This window comes from Streptomyces cucumeris (assembly GCF_024295805.1).
Classification (GTDB): domain Bacteria; phylum Actinomycetota; class Actinomycetes; order Streptomycetales; family Streptomycetaceae; genus Streptomyces; species Streptomyces cucumeris.
This window is the reverse complement of the sequence record NZ_JANCLX010000052.1, coordinates 21,476-41,557: the sequence shown is the minus strand read 5'-3', so window position 1 is coordinate 41,557 and position 20,082 is coordinate 21,476. Positions and strand designations below refer to the sequence as shown.

General features: G+C 67.8%; 20 protein-coding genes and 2 pseudogenes. 2 read left to right on the top strand and 20 right to left on the bottom strand.

The window, feature by feature from the left end; genetic code table 11:
* Positions 1 to 235: 235 nt before the first annotated feature.
* From NMK44_RS39670 to NMK44_RS39660, 4 genes and pseudogenes are all read right to left on the bottom strand, one after another.
* Positions 236 to 382: pseudogene (locus NMK44_RS39670) on the bottom strand (transposase); the annotation flags it as partial.
* A 583-nt stretch (positions 383 to 965) separates the two neighbouring features.
* A complete protein-coding gene (locus tag NMK44_RS39665) occupies positions 966 to 1,574 on the bottom strand; it encodes a DUF4352 domain-containing protein (protein WP_254752660.1) in 609 nt (202 codons plus the stop codon).
* Between the two features lie 323 nt (positions 1,575 to 1,897).
* Positions 1,898 to 2,029, bottom strand: a complete 132-nt coding sequence (locus tag NMK44_RS42325) for a hypothetical protein (protein ID WP_302889164.1) — start codon at positions 2,027 to 2,029, stop codon at positions 1,898 to 1,900.
* Positions 2,022 to 2,489, bottom strand: a complete 468-nt coding sequence (locus NMK44_RS39660) for an ATP-binding protein (RefSeq protein WP_254752658.1) — start codon at positions 2,487 to 2,489, stop codon at positions 2,022 to 2,024. The genes NMK44_RS42325 and NMK44_RS39660 overlap by 8 nt, the downstream gene beginning before the upstream one ends.
* A gap of 199 nt (positions 2,490 to 2,688) precedes the next feature.
* On the opposite strand from NMK44_RS39660, the gene NMK44_RS39655 reads away from it, so the two are divergent.
* Together NMK44_RS39655 and NMK44_RS39650 are read left to right on the top strand one after the other, a co-directional pair.
* Positions 2,689 to 3,555, top strand: a complete 867-nt coding sequence (locus tag NMK44_RS39655; RefSeq protein ID WP_254752656.1) for a helix-turn-helix domain-containing protein — start codon at positions 2,689 to 2,691, stop codon at positions 3,553 to 3,555.
* Positions 3,552 to 3,773 (top strand): DUF397 domain-containing protein, encoded by a 222-nt coding sequence (locus tag NMK44_RS39650; protein ID WP_254752654.1) that lies wholly within the window; start codon positions 3,552 to 3,554, stop codon positions 3,771 to 3,773. Before NMK44_RS39655 ends, NMK44_RS39650 begins: the two co-directional genes overlap by 4 nt.
* 147 nt (positions 3,774 to 3,920) lie before the next feature.
* On the opposite strand, the gene NMK44_RS39645 is transcribed toward NMK44_RS39650, so the two are convergent.
* The 16 genes and pseudogenes from NMK44_RS39645 to NMK44_RS39570 all read right to left on the bottom strand — a co-directional run bounded on the left by NMK44_RS39645 (position 3,921) and on the right by NMK44_RS39570 (position 20,001).
* Complete coding sequence (locus NMK44_RS39645) at positions 3,921 to 4,823, bottom strand: NUDIX domain-containing protein (protein ID WP_254752652.1); 903 nt, start codon at positions 4,821 to 4,823, stop codon at positions 3,921 to 3,923.
* A 112-nt stretch (positions 4,824 to 4,935) separates the two neighbouring features.
* Positions 4,936 to 6,204, bottom strand: a complete 1,269-nt coding sequence (locus tag NMK44_RS39640) for a M15 family metallopeptidase (RefSeq protein ID WP_254752650.1) — start codon at positions 6,202 to 6,204, stop codon at positions 4,936 to 4,938.
* The gene (locus tag NMK44_RS39635; RefSeq protein WP_254752648.1) at positions 6,201 to 6,869 is read right to left on the bottom strand and encodes an NUDIX hydrolase; all 669 of its coding nucleotides are present in this window, start codon (positions 6,867 to 6,869) and stop codon (positions 6,201 to 6,203) included. The genes NMK44_RS39640 and NMK44_RS39635 overlap by 4 nt, the downstream gene beginning before the upstream one ends.
* A 346-nt stretch (positions 6,870 to 7,215) precedes the next feature.
* Positions 7,216 to 7,689: pseudogene (locus NMK44_RS39630) on the bottom strand (NUDIX domain-containing protein); the annotation flags it as partial.
* 51 nt (positions 7,690 to 7,740) lie between these two features.
* Positions 7,741 to 8,874 carry an NUDIX hydrolase gene (locus NMK44_RS39625; RefSeq protein WP_254752646.1) on the bottom strand — a complete coding sequence of 378 codons (1,134 nt, stop codon included), beginning with the start codon at positions 8,872 to 8,874 and terminating at the stop codon, positions 7,741 to 7,743.
* A gap of 61 nt (positions 8,875 to 8,935) precedes the next feature.
* Entirely contained in the window at positions 8,936 to 10,876 is a 1,941-nt protein-coding gene (locus NMK44_RS39620) for an ATP-binding cassette domain-containing protein (RefSeq protein ID WP_254752644.1), read from the bottom strand.
* Between the two features lie 256 nt (positions 10,877 to 11,132).
* Positions 11,133 to 11,291 carry a hypothetical protein gene (locus NMK44_RS39615; RefSeq protein WP_254752642.1) on the bottom strand — a complete coding sequence of 53 codons (159 nt, stop codon included), beginning with the start codon at positions 11,289 to 11,291 and terminating at the stop codon, positions 11,133 to 11,135.
* On the bottom strand, positions 11,288 to 12,406 hold the full coding sequence (locus tag NMK44_RS39610) for a GntR family transcriptional regulator (protein WP_254752640.1): 1,119 nt from the start codon (positions 12,404 to 12,406) through the stop codon (positions 11,288 to 11,290). Before NMK44_RS39610 ends, NMK44_RS39615 begins: the two co-directional genes overlap by 4 nt.
* A 274-nt stretch (positions 12,407 to 12,680) precedes the next feature.
* Positions 12,681 to 13,814 carry a glycosyltransferase gene (locus tag NMK44_RS39605; RefSeq protein ID WP_254752638.1) on the bottom strand — a complete coding sequence of 378 codons (1,134 nt, stop codon included), beginning with the start codon at positions 13,812 to 13,814 and terminating at the stop codon, positions 12,681 to 12,683.
* A gap of 83 nt (positions 13,815 to 13,897) precedes the next feature.
* Positions 13,898 to 14,707 (bottom strand): GntR family transcriptional regulator, encoded by an 810-nt coding sequence (locus NMK44_RS42320; RefSeq protein ID WP_302889163.1) that lies wholly within the window; start codon positions 14,705 to 14,707, stop codon positions 13,898 to 13,900.
* 164 nt (positions 14,708 to 14,871) lie between these two features.
* On the bottom strand, positions 14,872 to 16,149 hold the full coding sequence (locus tag NMK44_RS39595; RefSeq protein ID WP_254752634.1) for a cytochrome P450 family protein: 1,278 nt from the start codon (positions 16,147 to 16,149) through the stop codon (positions 14,872 to 14,874).
* Positions 16,149 to 17,279 carry a cytochrome P450 family protein gene (locus NMK44_RS39590; RefSeq protein WP_254752632.1) on the bottom strand — a complete coding sequence of 377 codons (1,131 nt, stop codon included), beginning with the start codon at positions 17,277 to 17,279 and terminating at the stop codon, positions 16,149 to 16,151. The genes NMK44_RS39595 and NMK44_RS39590 overlap by 1 nt, the downstream gene beginning before the upstream one ends.
* Before the next feature lie 143 nt (positions 17,280 to 17,422).
* On the bottom strand, positions 17,423 to 18,031 hold the full coding sequence (locus tag NMK44_RS39585) for a GTP-binding protein (RefSeq protein ID WP_254752630.1): 609 nt from the start codon (positions 18,029 to 18,031) through the stop codon (positions 17,423 to 17,425).
* Entirely contained in the window at positions 18,009 to 18,335 is a 327-nt protein-coding gene (locus NMK44_RS39580; protein WP_374215410.1) for a DUF742 domain-containing protein, read from the bottom strand. Before NMK44_RS39580 ends, NMK44_RS39585 begins: the two co-directional genes overlap by 23 nt.
* A 32-nt stretch (positions 18,336 to 18,367) precedes the next feature.
* Positions 18,368 to 18,793 carry a roadblock/LC7 domain-containing protein gene (locus tag NMK44_RS39575; RefSeq protein ID WP_254752664.1) on the bottom strand — a complete coding sequence of 142 codons (426 nt, stop codon included), beginning with the start codon at positions 18,791 to 18,793 and terminating at the stop codon, positions 18,368 to 18,370.
* A 2-nt stretch (positions 18,794 to 18,795) separates the two neighbouring features.
* Positions 18,796 to 20,001: an ATP-binding protein gene (locus tag NMK44_RS39570; RefSeq protein ID WP_254752626.1), complete on the bottom strand. Its 1,206-nt coding sequence runs from the start codon at positions 19,999 to 20,001 to the stop codon at positions 18,796 to 18,798.
* Positions 20,002 to 20,082: the final 81 nt, after the last annotated feature.

Sequence of the window (20,082 nt, the reverse complement as noted above, 5' to 3'; positions counted from 1 at the left end):
CCCGATGTACTCGCCGCCCAACGCAAGGAACGGGCCCGCATTCGCAGCGAGAAGGGCATCCGCTGGGGCGGACGCCCCCTCGCAGCCGCAGCCTGAACCCGGCGAACCTATGCGGTCACAGCACTAGGCGGGTGTCCTCGCCGTGGGTGGCGCGGCGGACGGCGTCGATCCGCCACCCATACCGCGGACCTTGTCGTTGTTGTGTGGCATGACGGGGTGGTTGGCTCTGACTATTTCAGAATGAGGTTCGGAGTCGTCGTAAGCAGATGATGCTGCAGGCGAGTTGGAGGAGACCCAGGTGGAGGTCGGCGCGTATCTCGTAGCGGATTCGCAGACGTTTGAACTGGTGGAGCCAGGCAAAGGTGTGCTCGACGACCCAACGGGTGTCGTCCCGGGTAGCGGCGACGCCGTGGCGGGCGAGGAGGAAGCAACGGAGCAGTGCGTTCCCACAGGTCATCAGGCACAAGATCAACATGTATCCGCAGATCCGCAGACACCGCGTTCGCGGAGCGCTCTCCGGCTTGGAGGGTGACGATCACCGGGCCCAGTGGTAGGAGCGGCGGAAGGCTGCCGAGACGGTGCGGTCGGCGGTGACAGAACACGCCCGTGCCGCGGGCTGGAGCGCTTCGAGGCGGAACGGGCGGTGAAAACGGCTGCGCGCTACCCGATGCGGCAGATTCAGAAGTCGGATAGCTGGGCCTGCCGCTCACTCCGGCCGGGGCGGTGGGTCCAGCCATTGCACCGGGACGGTCAGCCCCCATGGTCGCCATCAGTTCTACCTCCGCCCCGTTCCTATCGTGGAGCGTGCCGCAGGTCGTCCAGTGCGCGATGGCCGGGCCAGTCCCGCACCCTCGGCCTGTTCTCCGGTGCCGGCGCTGCCCACGCCCCCGGTCCACGCCTGCCGGTAGAGCCAGAGTGACAGCGCCCTGCCCTCTGTGGAGGGCGGGGCGCCTTCGCTTGTGTGCCTACTTGGGCAGCTTGATGGTGAAGCCGTCTCCGTCGGTGTAGTTGAGTACCCCGCCTCGTTCAGGCACGTCGAGGATGGGGCGTCCGGTTACTGTCTGTCCTGGCTTGTACTTCGTGTCCAGCTCAGGGCCTTCGGGGGTGTTGAGGGTGGTCGCGTCCTGGGCCGCGCTATCCCTGTCCTCCCACTCGAGCTGGCCGTAGGTGAGCAGGTGGGCCTTGTTCTGGCCGACGTTCTTGAGCGTGATGCCGAGCCGTACGTACTGGCCCTCCGCTGGGGTCGTCGTGTCATCTGCGGCTGACTGGCCGATGTACTTGATCTCGTTTACGGTCACCTTGAACGTCGTCTTCTTCTCCGTGTAGGAGTCGGTGAAGTCGAAGGTGTCGCTGTCGCCCACGCTGAGGGGCTGCTCGCTGGGCTTCTTTGCGGGCTTTTTGTCGTCAGCCCGGTTCCTTGCTGGTTGCTGGCAGCGCTTGACCCACTCGACGTGTGTGATCTTCGGGTCCGTGCAGTCGAGAGACGCCTGCGGTGTGGCTCGCGAGTCTCCGCTGCATGCGGTGAGTGGCACAGCGGCGGCCAGGATGACGGCCGCGATGGTGGGTGCGCGCATGATCCCCCCTTGGGTGCTACGTGACGAGATGACCGTAGCGACCTGGTTGAAGCGTGAAGGGAGCTGCGCGGGATTGGTGCTCAACCTGTAACGGAGGGCGGCGGGGCGCTGGGCCATCACGGCACCACACGCGGTGTGACCTCAGGGGATGCGGGATGTTTGCCGGGGGACGAGTTCGGGCGCGGGCGCGGCCGGACTCGGCGCCGCCATCGTGTGCTTGACCGACGCAGGGCCTGGCCGTCGACGAACTGCGCTTCCGGCTCGCGGTGGCTGTGCAGGGCCCGCTCCTGGCGCTCGATCGCGGTCGTGATGGCCCGAGCCTCCTAGCAGGTGATCGCCTCGCGCCCGGCGGTCTGATGCGGCCCGCTGCCGTAGGTCCTCCACACCATGACCTCACTGGCCCGCTCGTCGTAGTCCGCCGAGAACGACCGCTGCTCAGCTAGGACTTCAGGCACGGTCGTCTCCTTCCGCGTGCGGCACGTGGCACACGATCTGCTTGCCGACCGGGGTGGGGTGGACATGCCACCCGGGAACGAGGATGTCCAGCAGGCCCAGCCCCCGGCCGGTCTGTGCGCTGTCATCGTCGAGTGCGATCGGGCGGCGGCTGGGCATCAGGTCGCGTTCGGGGTCGTGGACCCGAACCGCCACCCCGCTCTCCTCGGCCTCGATCTCGACGACCAGGGGCACATGGTCCCCACAGGCCCGCACCGCGTTGCCGACCAGCTCCGACACGACCCACTGCACGGTGTAGCTAGTCCCGGCGCTCACGTCGGTCTCGGTCAGTGCCTTGTCCGCCAGCTCCCTCACGTCGTGCAGGTGCGCTGCGCAGGCGGTCATGTGGACGGCGAAGCCGGTAGGCCGGGGCCGTAAGTAGAACCCGGGGGTGGTCGCGGCCTGCTGCGTCTCCACGAACATGGCTGCCTCCAACCCGCGGCACACTGGCCGCATGGCGCGGAACAAGTAGCGCATAGATACGGCCAGTTGACCGAGCGTCGCGCCAAGACCTTGAGGATGCACCCTTTCGTGAAGGGGCCGCAACCTTTCTGCCAAACCTCGTCAACCGATCCTGCGAACTGGGTCGTGTTGCGGCCCGGGGCAGTGCGACACTGCGCATATGCCGCACACCCTTGTGGTGCCGACCGTCCGCCGGCGACGCCTCGGCCAGACGCTGAAGAAGCTCCGCACCGACGCCAGCATGACGCTCGAGGATGCCGCAGTCGCCATGGGCTGGAAGGTCCCCAAACTCTCCAAGATCGAGAATGCCCGGCAGAACATCCGTCCCACCGAGGTCACCGCCCTGCTCAAGGCGTACGGCGTCGCCGACCCGGAGGTGTTCACTGCGCTGGAGAACCTTGCCAAGGACGCCGGGAAGAAAGGCTGGTGGCAGACCTACAGCGGCGTCGTCTCCCCGGCATACGCGGACTACATCTCGCTGGAGGACGACGCCGACCACATCCGCGAATGGGCCCCGTTGGCGATCCCCGGACTGCTCCAGACCACTGCCTACGCCCGCGAGACCATGACCGCGACCAGTGGGACCCGCACGGCCGAGGAGATCACGGCACTCGCCGAGGTGCGCCAGGCCCGTCAGGCGATCCTGACCCGGCCCGGCAACCCGCTGCAGCTGTGGGCTATCACCCACGAGGCAGCACTGCACACCCGGTTCGAGATGCGGCCAGCCACCATGCGTGAGCAGCTGCGCAAGCTGCTGGACATATCCGAGCTGCCGAACGTGACAGTGCAGCTTATGCCGATGGATTCGACCGCGCACCCGGGGATGTTCGGCGGTTTTGGCCTGGTCAGCTTTCCCGGCCCCACCCCAGATGTCGTGCTGTTGGAGAACCTCAGCGGGGCGACCTACGTTGAGGGCGACGGTACGCAACCCTTCACCAGTGCGGTCGAGCGCATCCGCGCTGCGGCTCTGTCGGTGGAGGACACTCGCGCACGAATCACCAAGCTCGAAGAAAGGCACCGGCAGTGAACGAACAAAAGGCGGAGTTGTACGAGTACGATCTCTCCGCCGCCCGCTGGCGCAAGGCCAAGGACAGTGGTCCGGAGCACAATTGCGTCGAGATCACCGACCTCCCCGGCGGCGGCGTCGCCGTCCGCGACTCGAAGAACCTGCACCTGGAGCCGCTGCGGTACACGGCCACTGAGTGGAGGATGTTCCGTGAGGCCATGGTGAGCGGAGAGCTCTGATCAGTGCGGAAGGGCGTTGGTCTTCCCTCGAGGGAACCGGGGGAAGGCCAACGCTCCTGCGGACGGACTGCGGCCGTGTGGGTCGGTGTGCAGGAGTGAGAGCATCTTCGACGGGCATGGTTGTCTCCTGGGTGGGGGTGTTGAAGGTCAGGTGTGCGTGATCAGGTAGGCGGGGCCTTTGCCGCGCCGGGCTCGTTCGATGGCGTCGAGGCGGGCGAAGGCGCGCGGCGCCATCAGCCCCTGCCAGGTCGCGAGGTCGTGGATGGCCCACATGTCGTGCTCGGCGGGATCGAGGCGGAGGCGGCGAAGCTGGTCGGTGGTCAGCTGGCCTCCGTCGAAGATGAGCCCCACCTTGTTCAGCGGCTGGGGTGGTCCGGCATGCAGGAAGTGCGTAAGCAGCAGCTTCGGTGTTTCCAGCCCTAGTTCGAGGCCGGTCTCCTCGACCGCTTCGCGCTGGGCAGTCTGCAGCGGGTCCTCGCCCGGGGCGTCGAGGTTGCCGCCCGGGAACTGCCAGAGTCTCGAGCCGTAGATCGAGCGGAGCTGGACCGGCCGGTCGTGCTCGTCGCGGATGTAGAGGCACCCGTACACCGTGTGGTGGGGGACGGTCTGCGCATACTGCGAGGGCGTCATCGGCATGGGGCGGCCCGGAAGGGCCGGGCGGTGGTCGAACGCGAGGGCGAGGACGCCGAGGGCTTCCTTGGCCGGTGAATAGATGCTGCGGAGGTTGGCCAGCAGCTCGCCGGGAGGCCCGCCCGGGTCAATGCGTGCAGCGTCCTCCGAGCTGAGCAGATCCTCGAATGAGCAGTACGGGGCGATTCGCTGCACGATGACGTCGAGTTCCCGTCCGGTGTCCCGATCGTGGAAGACGAGCGTGTCGCCGACTGCGACGGCGCGTTTGTCCGGGGTGGCCACCCTCACTTCGATCGTCTTGCGGCCTGCTTCTACTTGGCGGTAGTACCGCCCGAGCAGGTGCATGTGGTGCTCGGGCGGTTTGTCTCCGGCCGCCGGACTCGGGACGGCTGGGATCGCCTGCTGGGTGTCATCAGGCATGTGTGCCTCCATTCGACGTGTTCCGTCCGCCACGGTCGTCGCGACTGGGCCAGGCGGTGGTGGCCGCGCTCCTGTGCTTCCGGCTCGGCGCGGGGCCGAGGTTGCCGGTGCGTTAGGGCAGTTCGATCGGTCCGTAGCGCGCGTGCAGTTCTTGCCGCATCAGCGCGTCGTACCGGTCTGCTACCGAGAAGTGCCAGAACTCGGTCCCACAGTTGGTAAAACCAGCCTTCTCCATGGCGTTGAGCAGCAGCGTGCGGTGGTGACGCGCGTGGTCGCTGAGGTTCGGGGCGTGAGTGAAGCAGGCTCCGTGGCTCTCCTCGGGGGAGGCATTGACGCGGGTGTCCAGGTCGAGTTCGTGGCCGTCCTGATCGACGAGGGTGACGTCCACCGCCGCGCCCGCGGAGTGGGGTGCGATCTCCGGCGGGGACACGTACCGGCTGGCGGCCTGGTGCAGCTGCTCAGCTGTCCAGTCGGCGTGGGCGGCGGCCAGCTCGTCCCGGTACCCCGTGAAGTAGCGCTGCTGGAGGGAAAGCGGCCGGTAGCCCTCGATGAACAGCAGGTCGGTGCCAGCGGGCAGGAGTGAGCGGGCATGCTCGAGCCGGGCCAGGACGCCCTCGCGGACGTGGGCGAAGGCGCCCCGTGAATCCTGCTTGCGGGGATCGACACGGAAGTCGTGGTCACGTAGGTCGACGAGAGGCTCCCCGCACTCGCGCACCGGAATCGCGGCGACCCGCGGATCGGACATCAACACCAGAGGGTTCATCGAGTCTGCTTGTGACGGCTTGCACTGCGGTGGCGGGACGGGGGAGGCAGCGGCCAGATCGGTTTCGCGCAGGATCCGCGCGACAGTGTTCTGCAGCGTGCTGTCGGCCGGGATCACGGTCTCCAACCCGCCGGGTAGCAGATCCAGCTCGCGATACCAGGAGGCGAGGTGGTTGTCGGTGACCTGCGCCAGGTACGCGGCATCCGCCTTCGACGCATGCCGGACCAACGTCGCCTCCAGCGGTACGTCCAGGTAGTAACAGCGGGAGAGCCCGCGGTGGTCCCGTACCAGAGACGCGATCATGTGGCTGTAGCGGTCGGCGTACAGGATCCCTTCGAGCACGACGTGAAAGCCGGCGTCCAGGGCTTTGCGTGCGATCCTGCCCAGCAGGGCGATGTTGGCGCCGCGCGCGGTGTCGCGTTCCCTGAGCACGTTCCGGCGGATCACGTCCTGGCTCACGATGGCGATACCGCGGCCGTGGTGATCTCGCAGTCCCTGGGCCACGCTTGACTTGCCCGACGCCGAGTTGCCACGGATCACCACAAGGCGAGTGTCCTCACGGCCGACCGCAGTTGCAGCGGACACGCGACACGGTGAGCCGCTCGGTGTGCCGGTCATGCGGACCAACCCGTCTCGCTGTACAGCTCCCCATTCTGGATCTTTTCGATGGCCACCCGGGTGTACGGGACAAGGTTGTCGGGAAGGGCGGCGGGTTCCCAGAATCTCCACTGGGTGCACTTGTCCGGCTCGCGCAGCTCCGGCTCGCCGCCCCAGACGCGGGCGCGGAAGAACAGGCCTATGCGGGGCCGGTCACCGGCCGTATCGATGTGGTGGACGACGTGCACGAGTTCGACGTCCTGGCGCTCGATGTGCAGGCCAGCTTCCTCCCGGGCCTCCCTGATCAGGCAGGCGATGGCGTTCTCCTGCTCGCAGTGGCCGGCCAGAACGTGCCAGGTGGACGGCGCGAACGCGGAGTCGGGGTGGCGCAGCCCGAGCAAGACCGTCCCGTCGGGCCGCTCGAGGTAGAGGTGGACGCCGATGACGTTGAGGACCGTGCCGCGCGGCGAAGCTGGGCGGCACCCCTTCTGCGATGCGAGCCCGCTCTGCGCCGCGGTGCCGGCAGGGAGGGTGGTGGCGTGGCGCCGTACGAGGTCGCTGGTGGTGTCGGCGATGCGCAGGCGGTGGAGGTCTGACGGGGTGAACCAGGTGAGCATCACTCCTTCCGTCAGGTGGAGGTCGCGGGGATCGCCATTCCAGCGGCCTGCGTAGATGGCGATGGGCACGGTCGCGCCGTCGTCGGTGGAGGCGTACTCGGTGCCGAACGGGGCCAGGTCGGCGAGGTCGAGGCCGGCTTCCTCTGCCAGTTGCGCGCCGCAAGGTGTGTTCCAGGGTGGCGTCCTGGGGCTCTCGGCCTCCGCCCAACAGGGACCACATGCCCGGCTCCCAGATCCTGCCGGGGAGGTAGTCGCGCAGGTGGAGCAGGAACTCGCCGCGGTCGTTGTAGATCAGGGCCGAGGCGTTGGCCGTCTCCGGTTCGGCTGCCGGCGGGAGCTTGAGCAGCTTCTCGCGCAGGGTCGGGGAGGTCACCCGGTCCACGGGACGCCACTCGATTCCACCGACCTCTTCCTCCTGCAGAACCACCGGCACCTCGGCCGCAGGGTGCAGGTGGAAGAGGAACCGGAGGTCGAAGTGGAGGTGTCCGGGTTCGCCTTTCCCCGGGTGGGCGTCGATGTCGTGGATGTCGATGTCCAGCGGAACGGTCTCGTAGCCGGGCCACGGCGTGATGGCCTGGGGCGGGATCCCGGTCTCCTCGAGCAGCTTCCGCAGCGCCGCTGCTGCCAGGGACTCATCAGCGGGCTCGGTGTGCCCGCCAGCTGCGAGGACCTTCCCGCTCGCCAGGTGCAGCACGTGCAGGACGCGCCCGAGCAGGTCGACGACGATCGCGCCGCAGGTGACGTGCCTGGTGAATGTGGAGCGGCTGGTGATCTCGTCGCCGGTCCGGTCCAGGGCGTCCAGGAGGGCGCCGAGCTGCTCGCGTTCGTGAGGGTGGCGCGCGAGATAGGCGTCAACGGTGGTGCGGATGTGGTCGTGCGACAACGGCATGGGGCTACCTCAGCGGGGTGTGGAGCGGGGGGAGTCGGGCCGGATTTCGGGTCAGCCCAGCCGCATCCCCTCCGCAGGAATCTCCTCGATGGCGGCGGAGTGAGCGGTGGGCAGGCCCCACCGCTCGCGTGCCGTGTCCACCGCGAGTTGGGCTTGCCGGGCTCCGGGTGGGCCCCAGCCCAGCAGGGCGGCTGCCTGGGCGGGGGTGGCGAGCAAGCGGGCGAAGGGGCGGCCGGTGGCAGGGTCGGTTGCCGCCGGTCCGATTGCGGTGACCCGGGCGGCCAGGCGGAGCCTCGCGTTGGGCCCCACGCCGCCGTAGACCTCACCGGTCTCGTCCAGCACCCAACCCAGACGCACCGGATCGGCCAGGGTGAGCTGGGCTTCCTCGGTAGCTTCGCGGTGCAGGGTGTCCTCTGGTGTAGCGTCGGCTGCCTCCACGGTGCCGCCGGGCAGCATCGGCAGCGCGCCCCGCGGGCCGGGGTCGGCCACGATGACGACTCGGCCGTCGGGGACGAAGCACCACGCCCAGGCTTGCTGCACGGGCAGCCGCTCGGGGACGTGGGCGCGGTGGAAGGGGTTGTCCCACAAGGGCCGGTAGCGGACGTGGACGTCGTGCCGGTCCAGGGCCGGGACGTCGAGGATGTGCTGGCCGTCGGCGAGGTGGGCGGTGGCGGTGTTACCGAGCCGGGCGCGGTAGGCGGCGAGCATGATCTGCCCGTCCACGGGGTGCAGCCGCTGCACCGCGTCCCGGGTCTCCAGGAAGGCGTACTCGGACAGCTCCTCGCGCGGGAGGCGGATCGCCTCCACCTGGGCGGGGGTGAGGGTCCCTGCGTCGAAGACGTACCGGATCTCTCCGGGGCAGGTCGTGTCGGCCTGGAGGTCGAGGTGGCGGGGGGAGAGGGAGTGGACGACGAGCACGGCCGCCAGGGGTAAATCCAAGCCCAGCTCCTCGGTGATCTCGCGTCGGCAGGTGCCGTGCGGGTGTTCGCCAGCTTCGACGACTCCTCCGGGCAGCAGCCACCAGTCGTCCCGGTAGGTGGGGTGCACCAGCAGGACTCGGCCGACCTCGTCGGTGATGATCGCGGCGGCGCCGAGCCACGCCGCATGCCGGGATGTGGCGGCCTGCGCTCCGGGCAGAGCGGCACGCGGTGCGATGCGATCCGAAGGGGAGACGGGAGAGGTCACGTAGCTCTGCCTTTCGCAACGGTGGACGGGCGAGTGTGCAGCGCGGACCGGCGAGCGGTGATCAGGAGGCACCGCCGCTCATCCGCCGCTGCAGCTCCCACAGGGACTGGAAGAGGCCTGGCTCCTGGGTGAGTTGGTTGTACGTGCCTTCCTGGACGATCCGTCCTGCGTCCAGGACCACGATCCGGTCGGCGACGGCCACATTGGTGAGCCGGTGCGTGATCAGCAGAATGGCGCGGTCCTTGGCCAGTTCACGCAGACCGGTGAAAATCCGGTGCTCCGCACGGGCGTCGAGGGCGGCAGTGGGTTCATCCATCACCAACAGCGCCGCTTGCCGGTGGAAGGCCCGAGTGAGGACAAGACGCTGCCACTGCCCGCCGGAGAGCTGCTGCCCACCGAACCACTCGCTGGTCAGGAGGGTGTTCAGACCGGAACGGAGATTAGGCAGCATCTCCGCGGCGCCAGACGCCTCGCACGCGGAGAGCAGGGCCGCGTCACTGGTGTCGCCCTGCCCGAACGTGATGTTGTCGCGCATCGTCAGCGGCAGGTACGTGAACTTCTGCGGGACCAGCGCCACATGCTTCCACGACCCCCACGGGTCCAGGTCCGCCGTGGAAGAGTGGTCCCAAGCCACATCACCTTCGGTGGGCAGCAGCAGCCCGCACAGCAAGCGGGAGAGGGTCGTCTTGCCGGAGCCGTTCTCCCCGACCAGCGCCACGATTTCGCCGCGCTTCACGTGGAGCGAGACGCCACTCAGGCTGTCCTTGGGGGCGCCGTCGTAGCGGTAGGTGACATCGCGGACTTCGAAGCGTTCCGGGGCCGCGGTCAGGGGCGCGGTGCCGCGGGAGTCGGTCATGGCCTGGCCGTGGGCGTTGTCGAGGAAGTTCTGCCAGTCCTGCACGTACCAGCCGGTGCGCACCAGGCGGGCCCCACCGTTGATGATGCCGCGCACAGAGCCGGTGGCTGTCTGCAGGGCGAAGACGGCGCCGCCCCCGGCCGCCAGGCTCATACGGCCCGAAGCGAGGAGCCACAGCAGCGCCGCCCACACCGCGGTCGAGGCGACCCCGCCGACGACGGCTCCGGCCAGTCCCATCCACGCACCTGTGTTCGCCGCCTTGCGCTCGGCCGCATTGACCGAAGCGGCCAGCCGTCGGTACCGGCCGATGAGGAAGGGGCCGGCGAGGCAGGCACGCATCTCCTCGCTGGACTCCATATAAGCCATGTGCCAGCGCAGCTTGCCCAGCATCCGGCGCCGCCCGGAGGTCTCCAGCCCGGCGAGGTAGATCACCCGCGCGGAGCGGACGTAGGCGGCTGCCTGCGGCAGGCAAGCGAGGAAGAGGAGAGGGAGGAGGAGCGGGTGCAGGACGGTCAGCACGGTCGCGCCGGCCGCGAGCGTCGCGGTGGCCGCGAGGACGTCCTGTGCCTCCTCGACGAGGTCCGGGGTGACCTGGGCGCCGCGGTCGGCGATGTCGTAGGCGTCGTTGTAGCCGGGCTTGTTGTTGGCAGCCAGCTCCGCTCCGAGCGCTGCCTCGATCATCGTCAGCTCCGCTGCCCGGCCGAGCACCGGGCGCAGTCGGCCGGTCAGCCAGACGACGGTGATGCCCAGCAGGGCGCGCAGGCCGGCGGCGGCGGCGATGACGGCCAGCTGCGGGGCGGCGTCCCACAGCCGCTCGGTGATGTCGCCCGAGGAGATCAGTGCGGTGATCGTGCCCGTGACGGCCAGGAGGCCAAGAGCGGCGAGGACGCCCGTCCCGATCTGGCACACCAGCAGTCCGACGGTCGCGCCGCGGTCCACGCGCCAGGCCATCTGTACCGAGCGCCGCACGAGCGAGGGCAGGCGCCGTGCCATGGTGCGGGAGGTCAGCAGGGATCCGGCCTGGAGCCGTGACGTGTCGCGATAGAGGTATTCCTCCTCTCGAACACCGGCCTCCTGCGGTATGTCGCCCTGCGAAGTGCCCTTCGGTGGTTGTGCCGGCTGATCCTGCGTAGTGGCCGAGGTCATCGTTCCCCCTGAGACGGGTCGCTGCGGCAGTCGTGAGGGTCAACGACTCGACCGCGATTTCGAACACACATCATTCGGTCGTGCTTGGTAGCCCGCTATTTCCGGTGCGAGGAGACCCTGCGGTCCGGGATCCCTGGTCTAGTGGGGAGCGGCTCCGAGCCCGAAGTGGCCGAAACGCCGACGCCACCGTGTGGTGAGGTGACGCGGCAGGTCATCCCGGCCGGCTCCCCGCCCGGAAGTTCGCAGCTCGCGCGGCTCAGTGCAGGAGGTGGGCGAAGAAGTGCGACGCAACATCGGCAGTGTTCGGTACCTCGACGCAGCGGAGGTCGGGACCGAGCAGTGCCTCGGTCGCCTCTGAACACGGCGTGGCGTCGGTGTGGCGCCGGTCGACCTCGGGCTGGTTGGTCTCTGTCATTGGGTTTCCTTAGGGACTAGGGGGAGGATGCTGCTGATTGCGGTCGCCAGGCAGGCTGTGTGCCATTGCTGGAGCCAGGGCTTGTCCGGTAGCGGGGCGGACGCAAGATCCGCGGCCCGGCCGAGGGCGGCCAGATCCTGTGTGGCGTCGGGGGCCGGGGGTGGGACCGCCGCCAGCAGTTGTCCGGCTATGGAGCGCAGGTCCTGCCACCGGCCGTGGAGCACCTCTTCGGGAACCGGGCTGCGGTGGCGCCACTGCTCATAGGCGGTACGGCAGGTCGCCACGATGATGTCCCGGTGAAGGTGAGGGGCCCGCTCGCCGTGATCCTGCCGTATCTCACCGCGACCAGCGAGGACACGGGCAGATTCCAGTACCTCGGTGCAGCGCGGGCTGACCCGTACCAGCCCTTCGGTGGCCAGGATCCGCACAGCGCGTCTGATCAGCGCGAAGTCACTGCAGAACGCCCTGGCCAGGAACCCAGCCCTGGGCAGCCGGCTCCCAGGGGCGTAGATGCCGGCGGCGATCTGGGCGCGGATCCGGTCGGCGATGCGTGGAGCAAGCGCGTCGTGGACCTCCCGGCTTCCTGCGGGGAAGATCCGCTGCCCTCGGCGCTCCAGCACTCCACGATCCACCAAGGCGTTGACGGCCAACTTGACGGTGGCCACAGGGGCAGTGACATCTGCGGCGACATCGCGCAGCCGCAAGCACCATCCGACGGGATACGCCCCTCCTGCGAGGATGGTCGTGATCGCCCGGGCAACGTCGGGCACGCTTGCCCGGGTTGCGTCGTCCAACGCTTGGACCAGCTCCCGGACGGCACAGGCGTACACCACCACTGCGGCGTAGGACTCCTCCACGGACCGCTCAGGCTCGGCACACGCCAGCAGGATGTCCCACCGCTGCTCCTCGGAAGCGAAGCCGTCGGCAGCGGCGCGACGGATGTGGCCGAAGGGAGCCCAGTGGCGGGCGATGCGCCGGAGCATGTCGAGGTTGCGGGCCTCAGATGCAGGGGTGGCCTGCATCCTCGTGCCGTTGACACTCCACAGGACGAGGAGATCGTCACGAAGCTGGCGTCGATCCAGTATCTGGGGGGCTGCGTGGTCGGATTCGGGCATCTGGGGGCTGCTCCAGAAGGGCGAGACAGGGGAGAAGAGGCGGGCTGGCACGGCTGAGAGGCTTTTGGATGACGGCCTGCGGTACGGACCACGCTGGCCGGGACAAAAGGCAGTGGCGAGTCCACGATCGGATCGCCACGCGTCTAGTGCCGCCACGCTTACGGTCGGGCTAACGCTCGGGTCGCCCAGTGCATCTCCTGGGCCGGGTGCACCAGGCTGATGATCTGGGCCTTTGATACAGGGGCATCGAGGCGCACTTGGGCATTGGTACGGCTCACGACAGGATGGAGCAGAACAGCTCGACCGCGCGGTGGGGGTGGAAGTCTTGTGCCCGGTTGGAGGCGGCCTGGCAGGTTGCCTGGTAGACACCCGGGTCGGCGAGGAGCCCGTCGGTGAGGAAGAGGAGGGCGCTTGGTCCATGCATCACCTCGGCGAGCAGTGGCCGAGGTCCATTCTGAATGGGTTGGAGCAGGTCGGCCAGGACGCTGGTGCGGTATGCGATGACCGGGGTGCCGCGGTTGAGGGCCTCTATGGCGGTCAGGGCGCTGGTGGGCCAGCGGCAGGGCATGATGACCGCGGTGGCCTGTGCCAGCCAGTCGGAGACTTCTGCCCAGCCGGGCGGTGGGACGAGAGTGATGTTGGGTGCAAGCCGGGCGATCTGGTGACACTTCTGATGCAGTGTCTGCGGTCCGTAGGGCCCGGCAGGTGCGAGAGCGACTTCCACCGTGCGATGCCAGGCTCGGGCGGCGGCTATCAACTCGAGTGCGCCCACGTTCTGGTCCGCCGGAACGAGGACCCGTACTGGCCCGTCGGGATGACGGGTGCTGGGATGCTGCGCGGTTGAGTTGTGGCGGTCGTGACTCTGCAGGAAGGCTTCGGGTGCGACGCGCCAGCGGCGAGTGGGCCAAGCCGCGTTGGCGGCGTGCCGCAGGACGAAATGGGAGGAGGCGATGATGCTGTCGGCGTAGGCAAGTGCAGGCGGCATGTCCTGCTCATGGGGGAGACGAGATATCAGGAGCACCCGCTGGACGCCATCAGGTAGATCTGCCCGTACCCGCCCCAGGCCCCACAAAGCATCCACAAATGCGACGGTGTCGCACTGGTGGTGCCTGACCAAGGTATCCAGGGCCCGTTGGATTTTGGCCTCACCGATGATGAGACTCTCGCGTAGCTCTTGCGGGGTGCAGGGTGGCGTGATGGGCAGGTCGAGTTGCTCGACGATGACGCCGGGCAGCCCAGTGCCCTCGCACTGATCGGTGGCTGTGGCGATGACTACCCGGTGTCCGGCGGTGGCGAGCGCGGCGGCGAGCGTGGTGAGCGCTCGGTCTGTACCAGTTACCGCGTCGAGACGCCAGGAGGCGCGGACGAATAGGATGCTGCGCCGCAGAGTGGGATGCTGATCGATCATGGCAATGCTTCCTGGGGACGGATGGGAAGTGAGACGCGCGGAGAGGTGCGGCGACGCTGGGGGTTCGCTCCGCAGCAGCCTGCTTAGGCACGGCATTCCTGGTCGGTGGCCGTGGTTGGAGGCGCTTGGTGCCAGGCGTCTGGCACGATCCACAACGCCCGACCTCGCGATGGCATGCGGGCCGCGGTGGGGAGTTCTCTAATGAACCCTTGGGACTGGAGCTTCACCAGAGTCTTGCTGACGGTGGTCTGGCTCACTCCGTAGCGCTGTGCGAGGTTCAGGCTGCTCGGGAGTGGGTCACCGGAGTGCAGGTTGTCGTTGAGGATGTCGCGGCGGAGGGCGAGGGTGAGCTCGTCACTTGTGCTCAGCAGCTGCCGTTCGTCAGGCTCGGCGCTGGGATCTCGTACGATTTTGCCGATTGAGGCCAGCGTTTCCACCAGGTTCTCGGCAGCAAGAGTCTTGATGGCCTGTACCACCACGTGGTGCGGCACTGCGTATGTGGCGGCGAGCGACTTGTCGGACGGCAGCATTTCACCGGACGGATAGGCGCCGTCCTTGATTTGCATACGGAGGGTTGCGGTGAGCTGCTCGACTCGCTCCGCGGTGGTCGGCGGAGGGTTCTGTCCAGGGATCGCGACTCGCGATCTCGTTCTCCCCCGGCCGCCGTGGAGTACTCCTTGATCCTTGAGATGGCGCAGTGCGGCGTTTGCCGTGCTGGAGGAGACGCCGAAGCGAGAGGCGAGTTCTACCCCAGTAGGCACCGCATCACCCGGCCCGTATCGACCGGCTTCGATGTCCTGGAGGATGTTCTCCTTGATGCGTCGCACACTCGGAAGGGGGCGCCCTGGCGAGCCGTCAATGTCGCTTCCTGCTGTGGGTTGTGACCGGTGCATGGATCGCTCTCTCTCAGGGACCGATGGCCGGACCTGGCCGGAGGATCGGTTTCGCGGGCATGCGGGCTGCGCTCCGGCCACGTGTCGGGTGCCGTGATGCAGTGCGGCTGTGACTAGGTGGTCCTACCGGGCATGGCCAGCTCTGCTCCCGTCGTGGTTCGGAATCAGCGTCGGGCTGCCTGGGCGGCGTCCGGGCGCAGGTGGACGGGAAGGGCTCGATAGCCGTTGGAGATGAAGGATTCCAGCGGGCGTAGGTCGCTGGGTGGGCAGGCGAGGGTGAGATTGGGGAAACGGTCGAACAGGGCATGGAGTGCGATCTGCGCTTCGAGGCGCGCCAGTTCCGCGCCGAGGCAAAGGTGTGTGCCGTATCCGAAAGACAGATGTTGGCGGTGGGTGGTCCGGGTGATGTCGAAGCGGTCGGCCTGGGGGCCATGGACCTTCGGATCGCGGCCCGCGGCGGCGTAGTTGATCACGATCGGCTCGCCCTGGAGGAAGGTGACGCCGCTGGCCGAGTCGTGGAGATCCTCGGTGGCGAAACGCATGATTAGGTTGGCGACTGGGGCTTGGTGGCGAAGGGTCTCTTCCACAGCGTCCGCCCAAGGGGCGTGGCCGGCACGGAGCAGGGCGAGCTGGTCGCGGTGGGTCAGGAGGTTGACGATGGCGTGGACGACGGCGTTTACCGTGGTCTCGTGTGCGGCTCCTACCACTAGGAGGATGCTGTCCTGGAGCTCCTGATGAGTCAGGTGGGAGTCCGTCTGCTCGTCGTGCGCGGTGATGAGGGCGCTGGTGACGTCGTCGGAGGGGTTTTGCCGTTTGGCGGTGATCAGATCGTTCAGCAGCCGGTACAGCTCGCGGCCGTTCTCCTCCGCCTGTTCCTCGGTTTTGTCGGTGGCGAAGATCCCCTCGACCGCACTGCGGAACGGGGCGTGCAGATGCTCGGGGACACCGAGGAGGAGGTTGACGACGGACAGCGGCAGAATCCACGCGAATCGGTCGCGCAGGTCTACCGTTTCACCGTGCTCGGCAGCCTCCTTGAGCTGGTCGAGGAGATCGTGAGTGATGTCTTTGATCCTCGGGGCAAGGGCGCGGACACGCCGAACGGTGAACGCCTTGCCGATCAGGCGGCGGAGACGGCCGTGCTCACGCCCGTAGGCGGTCAGAGCGTTCTTGACGTCGACCCACAGGCGCAATGGCCACTTCGAGGGGATCCGTCCGTTGATGTAGTCCGGCCAGTGCCGGTGAGCGTCTTTGGACACGCGGCTATCGGTCAGCAGGCGCTTGATCAGTGCCGCGTCGGTGACCGACCAGGCTGCCACTCCACCAGGCAGTTCGACCAACGTCGCCGGGCCTTGGTCGCGGAGCTGGGCGGACTCGGCGTGGATGTCGAGGGCTTTCGGATCGAGGCGGAAGGGGCAGCCGGCGGCGGTGGGGCGGGTGTCCATCAGCGGGCTCCGGGGCTGGTTGCGGCCAAGGTGGGGGAGGGCGGGAAAGTGACGGGGACGCTGGCCCAGCCGGACAGGAACCAGCCGGGCCTACGGGGAAGCTCGTGGCGGGAGTGGGTCAAGGTGAGGTCGGGGAGGCGGTCCAGGACGCGCTCGACCGCGGTCTCGCAGATGATCCGGGCCAGGTCCGGGGCCGGGCAGCCGTGGACGCCTGCGCTGAAGGCAAGGTGCGCCGCATTGCCCGCGCGCCGGTCGGCATAGGCCGCCAGATGCGGATCGGTGTTGGCTGCTGCGAAGCTCACCAGAACCGGTATCCCGGGGTGCAGGGGCACGTTCTCGTAGGTGGTGGGGTGGCGTGGGTACAAGGGGCAATAGTTCGCCACCGGAGAGTCCTCCCACAGCACGTCGTCCAGAGCGTCGCCGACGGGCAGGACACCGTCGTAGACGGTCCCGGCGAACCGGTCGTCATCAAGCATCAGCACCAGGGCCGTCGTGATCAGCATCGTGCTGGGCTGGCTGGCTGCGCCGAAGATGAGGACCAGCTGCTGGACCATCTCGTCATTCGTCAGGCGCGCGGAGTGGGCCAACAGCCAGGAGGTGACGTCTTGGTCGGGGTCATGGCGTTTTAGGTGGACCAAGTGTCGGCAGGCGGCTTCCAGATCGTGATTGGCCTGCACCGCGTCCGGCCCCGCTTCAAACAGGGTCCGCAAGGCGACCACGATGTGCCGACTGAGCTCGGGAGTCCCGCCGAACAGGTCTATCAGGACCAGTGTGGGCAGCAAGTCCCCGAAATCGGTCACCAAGTCGGCGTGCCCGAGGGGAGCGACGGCGTCGATGAGAGTGTCGGCGACGCGAGTGACACTGGTGGCCAGAGCGTGGGTGTCGACCCTGCTGAGGCTGTCGGTGATGGACTGCCGCAAACGAGCGTGTGCGGGTCCGTCCATCCACAGAGCGTTGGGGCGACGCTGCAGCAACGGCAGAGCTGGGCTGTCGGCGGGCACCTGCCCCGACCTCAACGCGGCCCAGTGCACAGGATCCTTGGCAAACTTCTCCGGTGTGTTGCGCAGCATGTACATGGCGGCCGGGTAGGTGGTGGTGATCTGCCCGGATACCCCGGGGGCGATCTCCACCGGCGCGATCGGACCCATGGCACGCAACTGGGCGTAGACAGCTGGGGGGTTCGCATAAAACTCCGGCCCGTAGAGCGCTACGGGCTTCACAGAGGACACCGCGGTTGACGGGTAGCTGTAGGGGCAGCGAGAGGAGGGAACGGTCATCGGGCAAGCTCCGGGCTGAGGGTGAGCAGGTACTCAACAAGGCAGGTCAGCGCGTCCCGGGAGCTGTAGCGGTCACGGGCGTCGCAGAAGACCAGCGGGGTCTGTGGTGACAGGTCCATCGCCTCGCGTAGCCGCTCCACGCTGTAAGAGGGAGTGTCGGGAAAGGTGTTGACGGCCGCGGCGTAGGCCAGGCCGAGCTCCTCCAGCCGGTCAATGGCCTGGAAGCTCTCACCGAGGCGGCGTGTGTCGACCAGGACCAGCGCCCCCAGAGCACCTCGGGCCAGGTTGGCCAGGAACGTCTGGAAGCGCTCCTGGCCGGGAGCACCGAACAGGTACAAGACGAGCTCATTACTCAGGGACAGGCGGCCGAAGTCCATCGCCACCGTCGTGGTCGTCTTGTCCGGCAGGCCCTTCAGATCATCGGTACCGGCACTGGCCGCAGTCATCTGTTCCTCGGTCCGCAGCGGCTGAATCTCCGACAGCGAGCCGATGAAGGTGGTCTTGCCAGCACCGAACGTCCCCGTGATCACGATCTTTACGGTCGTCTCGTGACCGCCCAGGTAGCTGATACCGGCCGTGGGGTTAGAAGCGGCGGCGGAGTCCATCAAGTACTGCCCTCAACAAGTCTTCGTCAGGTAGCTGTGCGGTCGGGATTGGGGCGCGGGTGATGATGTGACCGGTGTCCATCAAGTCGGCCAGCGGGAAGCACAGGACGCTGACCGGCAGATCTAGGTGGGAACCGATCTCGGCGACCGACAACGCGCCCGGCAGACACAGCTCCACCACACGGCGATGCTCCGCCGTCAGATGGGAGCGCGGCGTCCCAGGCCGGGAGATCACCAGCGTGTGGTGATCGAAATGGTTGCGGCTCGGGATGGGCCTGCCGCCCGCGATGACAAACGGCCGCACCAGCCCACTGTCCCGGCCTCGCCGGGACGCGGTCATGACACCGCATCTGCGCTGTCACGCGACGCGATCCCCATCGCCTGACCTAGCCGACCGACGGTCTTCTCCATGGCATAAGAGACCGCCTCGACATCGGCGTTCTTGGCCGCTGAGACCGCCAGAAACGTGCCCTCAGCCGCGGCCATCAGAAATACGTAGCCGCCGCCGTACTCGATCACCGTCAGCTCCCATGGGTCGCGCTCGCAGTCGGCGAACTCCGCTGCCTCGCAACTCAGGGACTGCAATCCGGACACGGCCGCGGACATCCGGTCAGCCAAGTCGGCACCGACTCCTTGAGAGCAGGCGACCATCAGGCCGTCGGAGGACAGCAGCAGGGCGCGCTTTGTATCAGCGAGCAGCAGAATGTGCTCGTCCAAGATCCAGCCCAAAGTGGGCTGATGTTTGCCACCGAGGACGGCCATGATCACGCGTTCCTTTCATCGGGATTCATCTGGTCCTGCGCGGCCCGGCGCCCACGAACAATCGCGCTTAGACGCCTTCCGGAGTCCGTGGGGGTCTGTGCGCTCGGCCCTGAGGCAACGGCATTCTGCTGTGGCTGACGCCTGCGGCGCCGCGGCAGGCCATCGGGCCCAGCTGCCTGGGGCGGCTGTTCCGGATGCTGGCGTTCCTGCTCCGGCACATCGGCGAGCATGGTCTTGGGCGTTGCCCTCGCAGCAGCACGCGGGGCGGATTCCACGCGCGGTGCCGGCTCCGTGGCCGTGGTGAGCAAGCTCTCAGGCAGATGAAGCACTGCGCGTGTGCCGCCGAAGGGCGATCCGGCCGCGACGCTGGCTTTGAACCCGTACCGGGCGGCGAGAACCCCCACCGCGGCAAAGCCGAGCCTGAACGGGCTGCGGAGCTGCGTGAGCAGGACCGGCTCGCTACCGGACAAGAATTTCGCCGCCGACAGCTGATCCTCGAGCTTGAGCCCGACACCGGCATCGTCGATGACGATGCTCACTCCGTTGCCCTTCAGGAAGCCGACCTGCACCTTCGAGCTGGGCTCGGAATGGCGGGCGGCGTTGTCCAAGAGCTCGGCGACAGCCAGAGCCACGGGCTCGACCGCTTGGCTGACCACTGACACCGGCAACTCGCCATTGACCTCGATCCGGACAAAATCACGAATGCGACCGGTGCCGGCCCGCACAACGTCCAAGAGCGGAGACGCGACTCGCTGCCGTCCAGGCCAGGACCCGGTCAGCATCGCCAGCACCTGAGCCCGGCGCCCCAGCTGACTGCTGGCATGGTCAATCGCATTCGCATCAGCCAGCACCCCGGCGATGTCATGCCGCCTTAGCAGAGCCGAAACCGCGCCCTGCTGCTCGTTGACGAGCGCCTGCACCGAGCGCGTGACCGTCTTGACGGCGGCCCGTGCCGCCTTCTCCGCCCGCTCGGCTGCCTGTCTCTCCACATTGGCCACCAGGCTGACGACCCCCTCGTCCTGGACCTTGATCTGCTGCTCAAGGACGTTGATCTTCCGCTTGAGTGCAGCAGTCCGTTCCGCGTGATCCTTTTCGAGGGACTTGACCCTCTTGGCGTGAGCGGCGGCCAAGGCGCGATAGCGCAGAGCCACGGCCACCTCGGCGACCACAACCAATGCGAGAAGCCAGGACACGGTGAGTGGGGACATAACAACCTCGAACGCAAGGGAAGACAACATGACTGGGAAGGCCGCCGGGGCGCCTCAGGGCCTCGGGGCGGGGGCACCGAA

What these genes read in the sequence shown, in the direction of transcription:
- NMK44_RS39645 (WP_254752652.1), bottom strand. Translation starts at nt 4,823, where the DNA reads ATGCCTGATGACACCCAGCAGGCGATCCCAGCCGTCCCGAGTCCGGCG.
- NMK44_RS39620 (WP_254752644.1), bottom strand. Translation starts at nt 10,876, where the DNA reads ATGACCTCGGCCACTACGCAGGATCAGCCGGCACAACCACCGAAGGGC.
- NMK44_RS39585 (WP_254752630.1), bottom strand. Translation starts at nt 18,031, where the DNA reads ATGGACTCCGCCGCCGCTTCTAACCCCACGGCCGGTATCAGCTACCTG.
- NMK44_RS39575 (WP_254752664.1), bottom strand. Translation starts at nt 18,793, where the DNA reads ATGGCCGTCCTCGGTGGCAAACATCAGCCCACTTTGGGCTGGATCTTG.
- NMK44_RS39605 (WP_254752638.1), bottom strand. Translation starts at nt 13,814, where the DNA reads ATGATCGATCAGCATCCCACTCTGCGGCGCAGCATCCTATTCGTCCGC.
- NMK44_RS39640 (WP_254752650.1), bottom strand. Translation starts at nt 6,204, where the DNA reads ATGACCGGCACACCGAGCGGCTCACCGTGTCGCGTGTCCGCTGCAACT.
- NMK44_RS39655 (WP_254752656.1), top strand. Translation starts at nt 2,689, where the DNA reads ATGCCGCACACCCTTGTGGTGCCGACCGTCCGCCGGCGACGCCTCGGC.
- NMK44_RS39615 (WP_254752642.1), bottom strand. Translation starts at nt 11,291, where the DNA reads ATGACAGAGACCAACCAGCCCGAGGTCGACCGGCGCCACACCGACGCC.
- NMK44_RS39570 (WP_254752626.1), bottom strand. Translation starts at nt 20,001, where the DNA reads ATGTCCCCACTCACCGTGTCCTGGCTTCTCGCATTGGTTGTGGTCGCC.
- NMK44_RS39660 (WP_254752658.1), bottom strand. Translation starts at nt 2,489, where the DNA reads ATGTTCGTGGAGACGCAGCAGGCCGCGACCACCCCCGGGTTCTACTTA.
- NMK44_RS39665 (WP_254752660.1), bottom strand. Translation starts at nt 1,574, where the DNA reads ATGCGCGCACCCACCATCGCGGCCGTCATCCTGGCCGCCGCTGTGCCA.
- NMK44_RS39595 (WP_254752634.1), bottom strand. Translation starts at nt 16,149, where the DNA reads ATGGACACCCGCCCCACCGCCGCCGGCTGCCCCTTCCGCCTCGATCCG.
- NMK44_RS42320 (WP_302889163.1), bottom strand. Translation starts at nt 14,707, where the DNA reads ATGCACCGGTCACAACCCACAGCAGGAAGCGACATTGACGGCTCGCCA.
- NMK44_RS39610 (WP_254752640.1), bottom strand. Translation starts at nt 12,406, where the DNA reads ATGCCCGAATCCGACCACGCAGCCCCCCAGATACTGGATCGACGCCAG.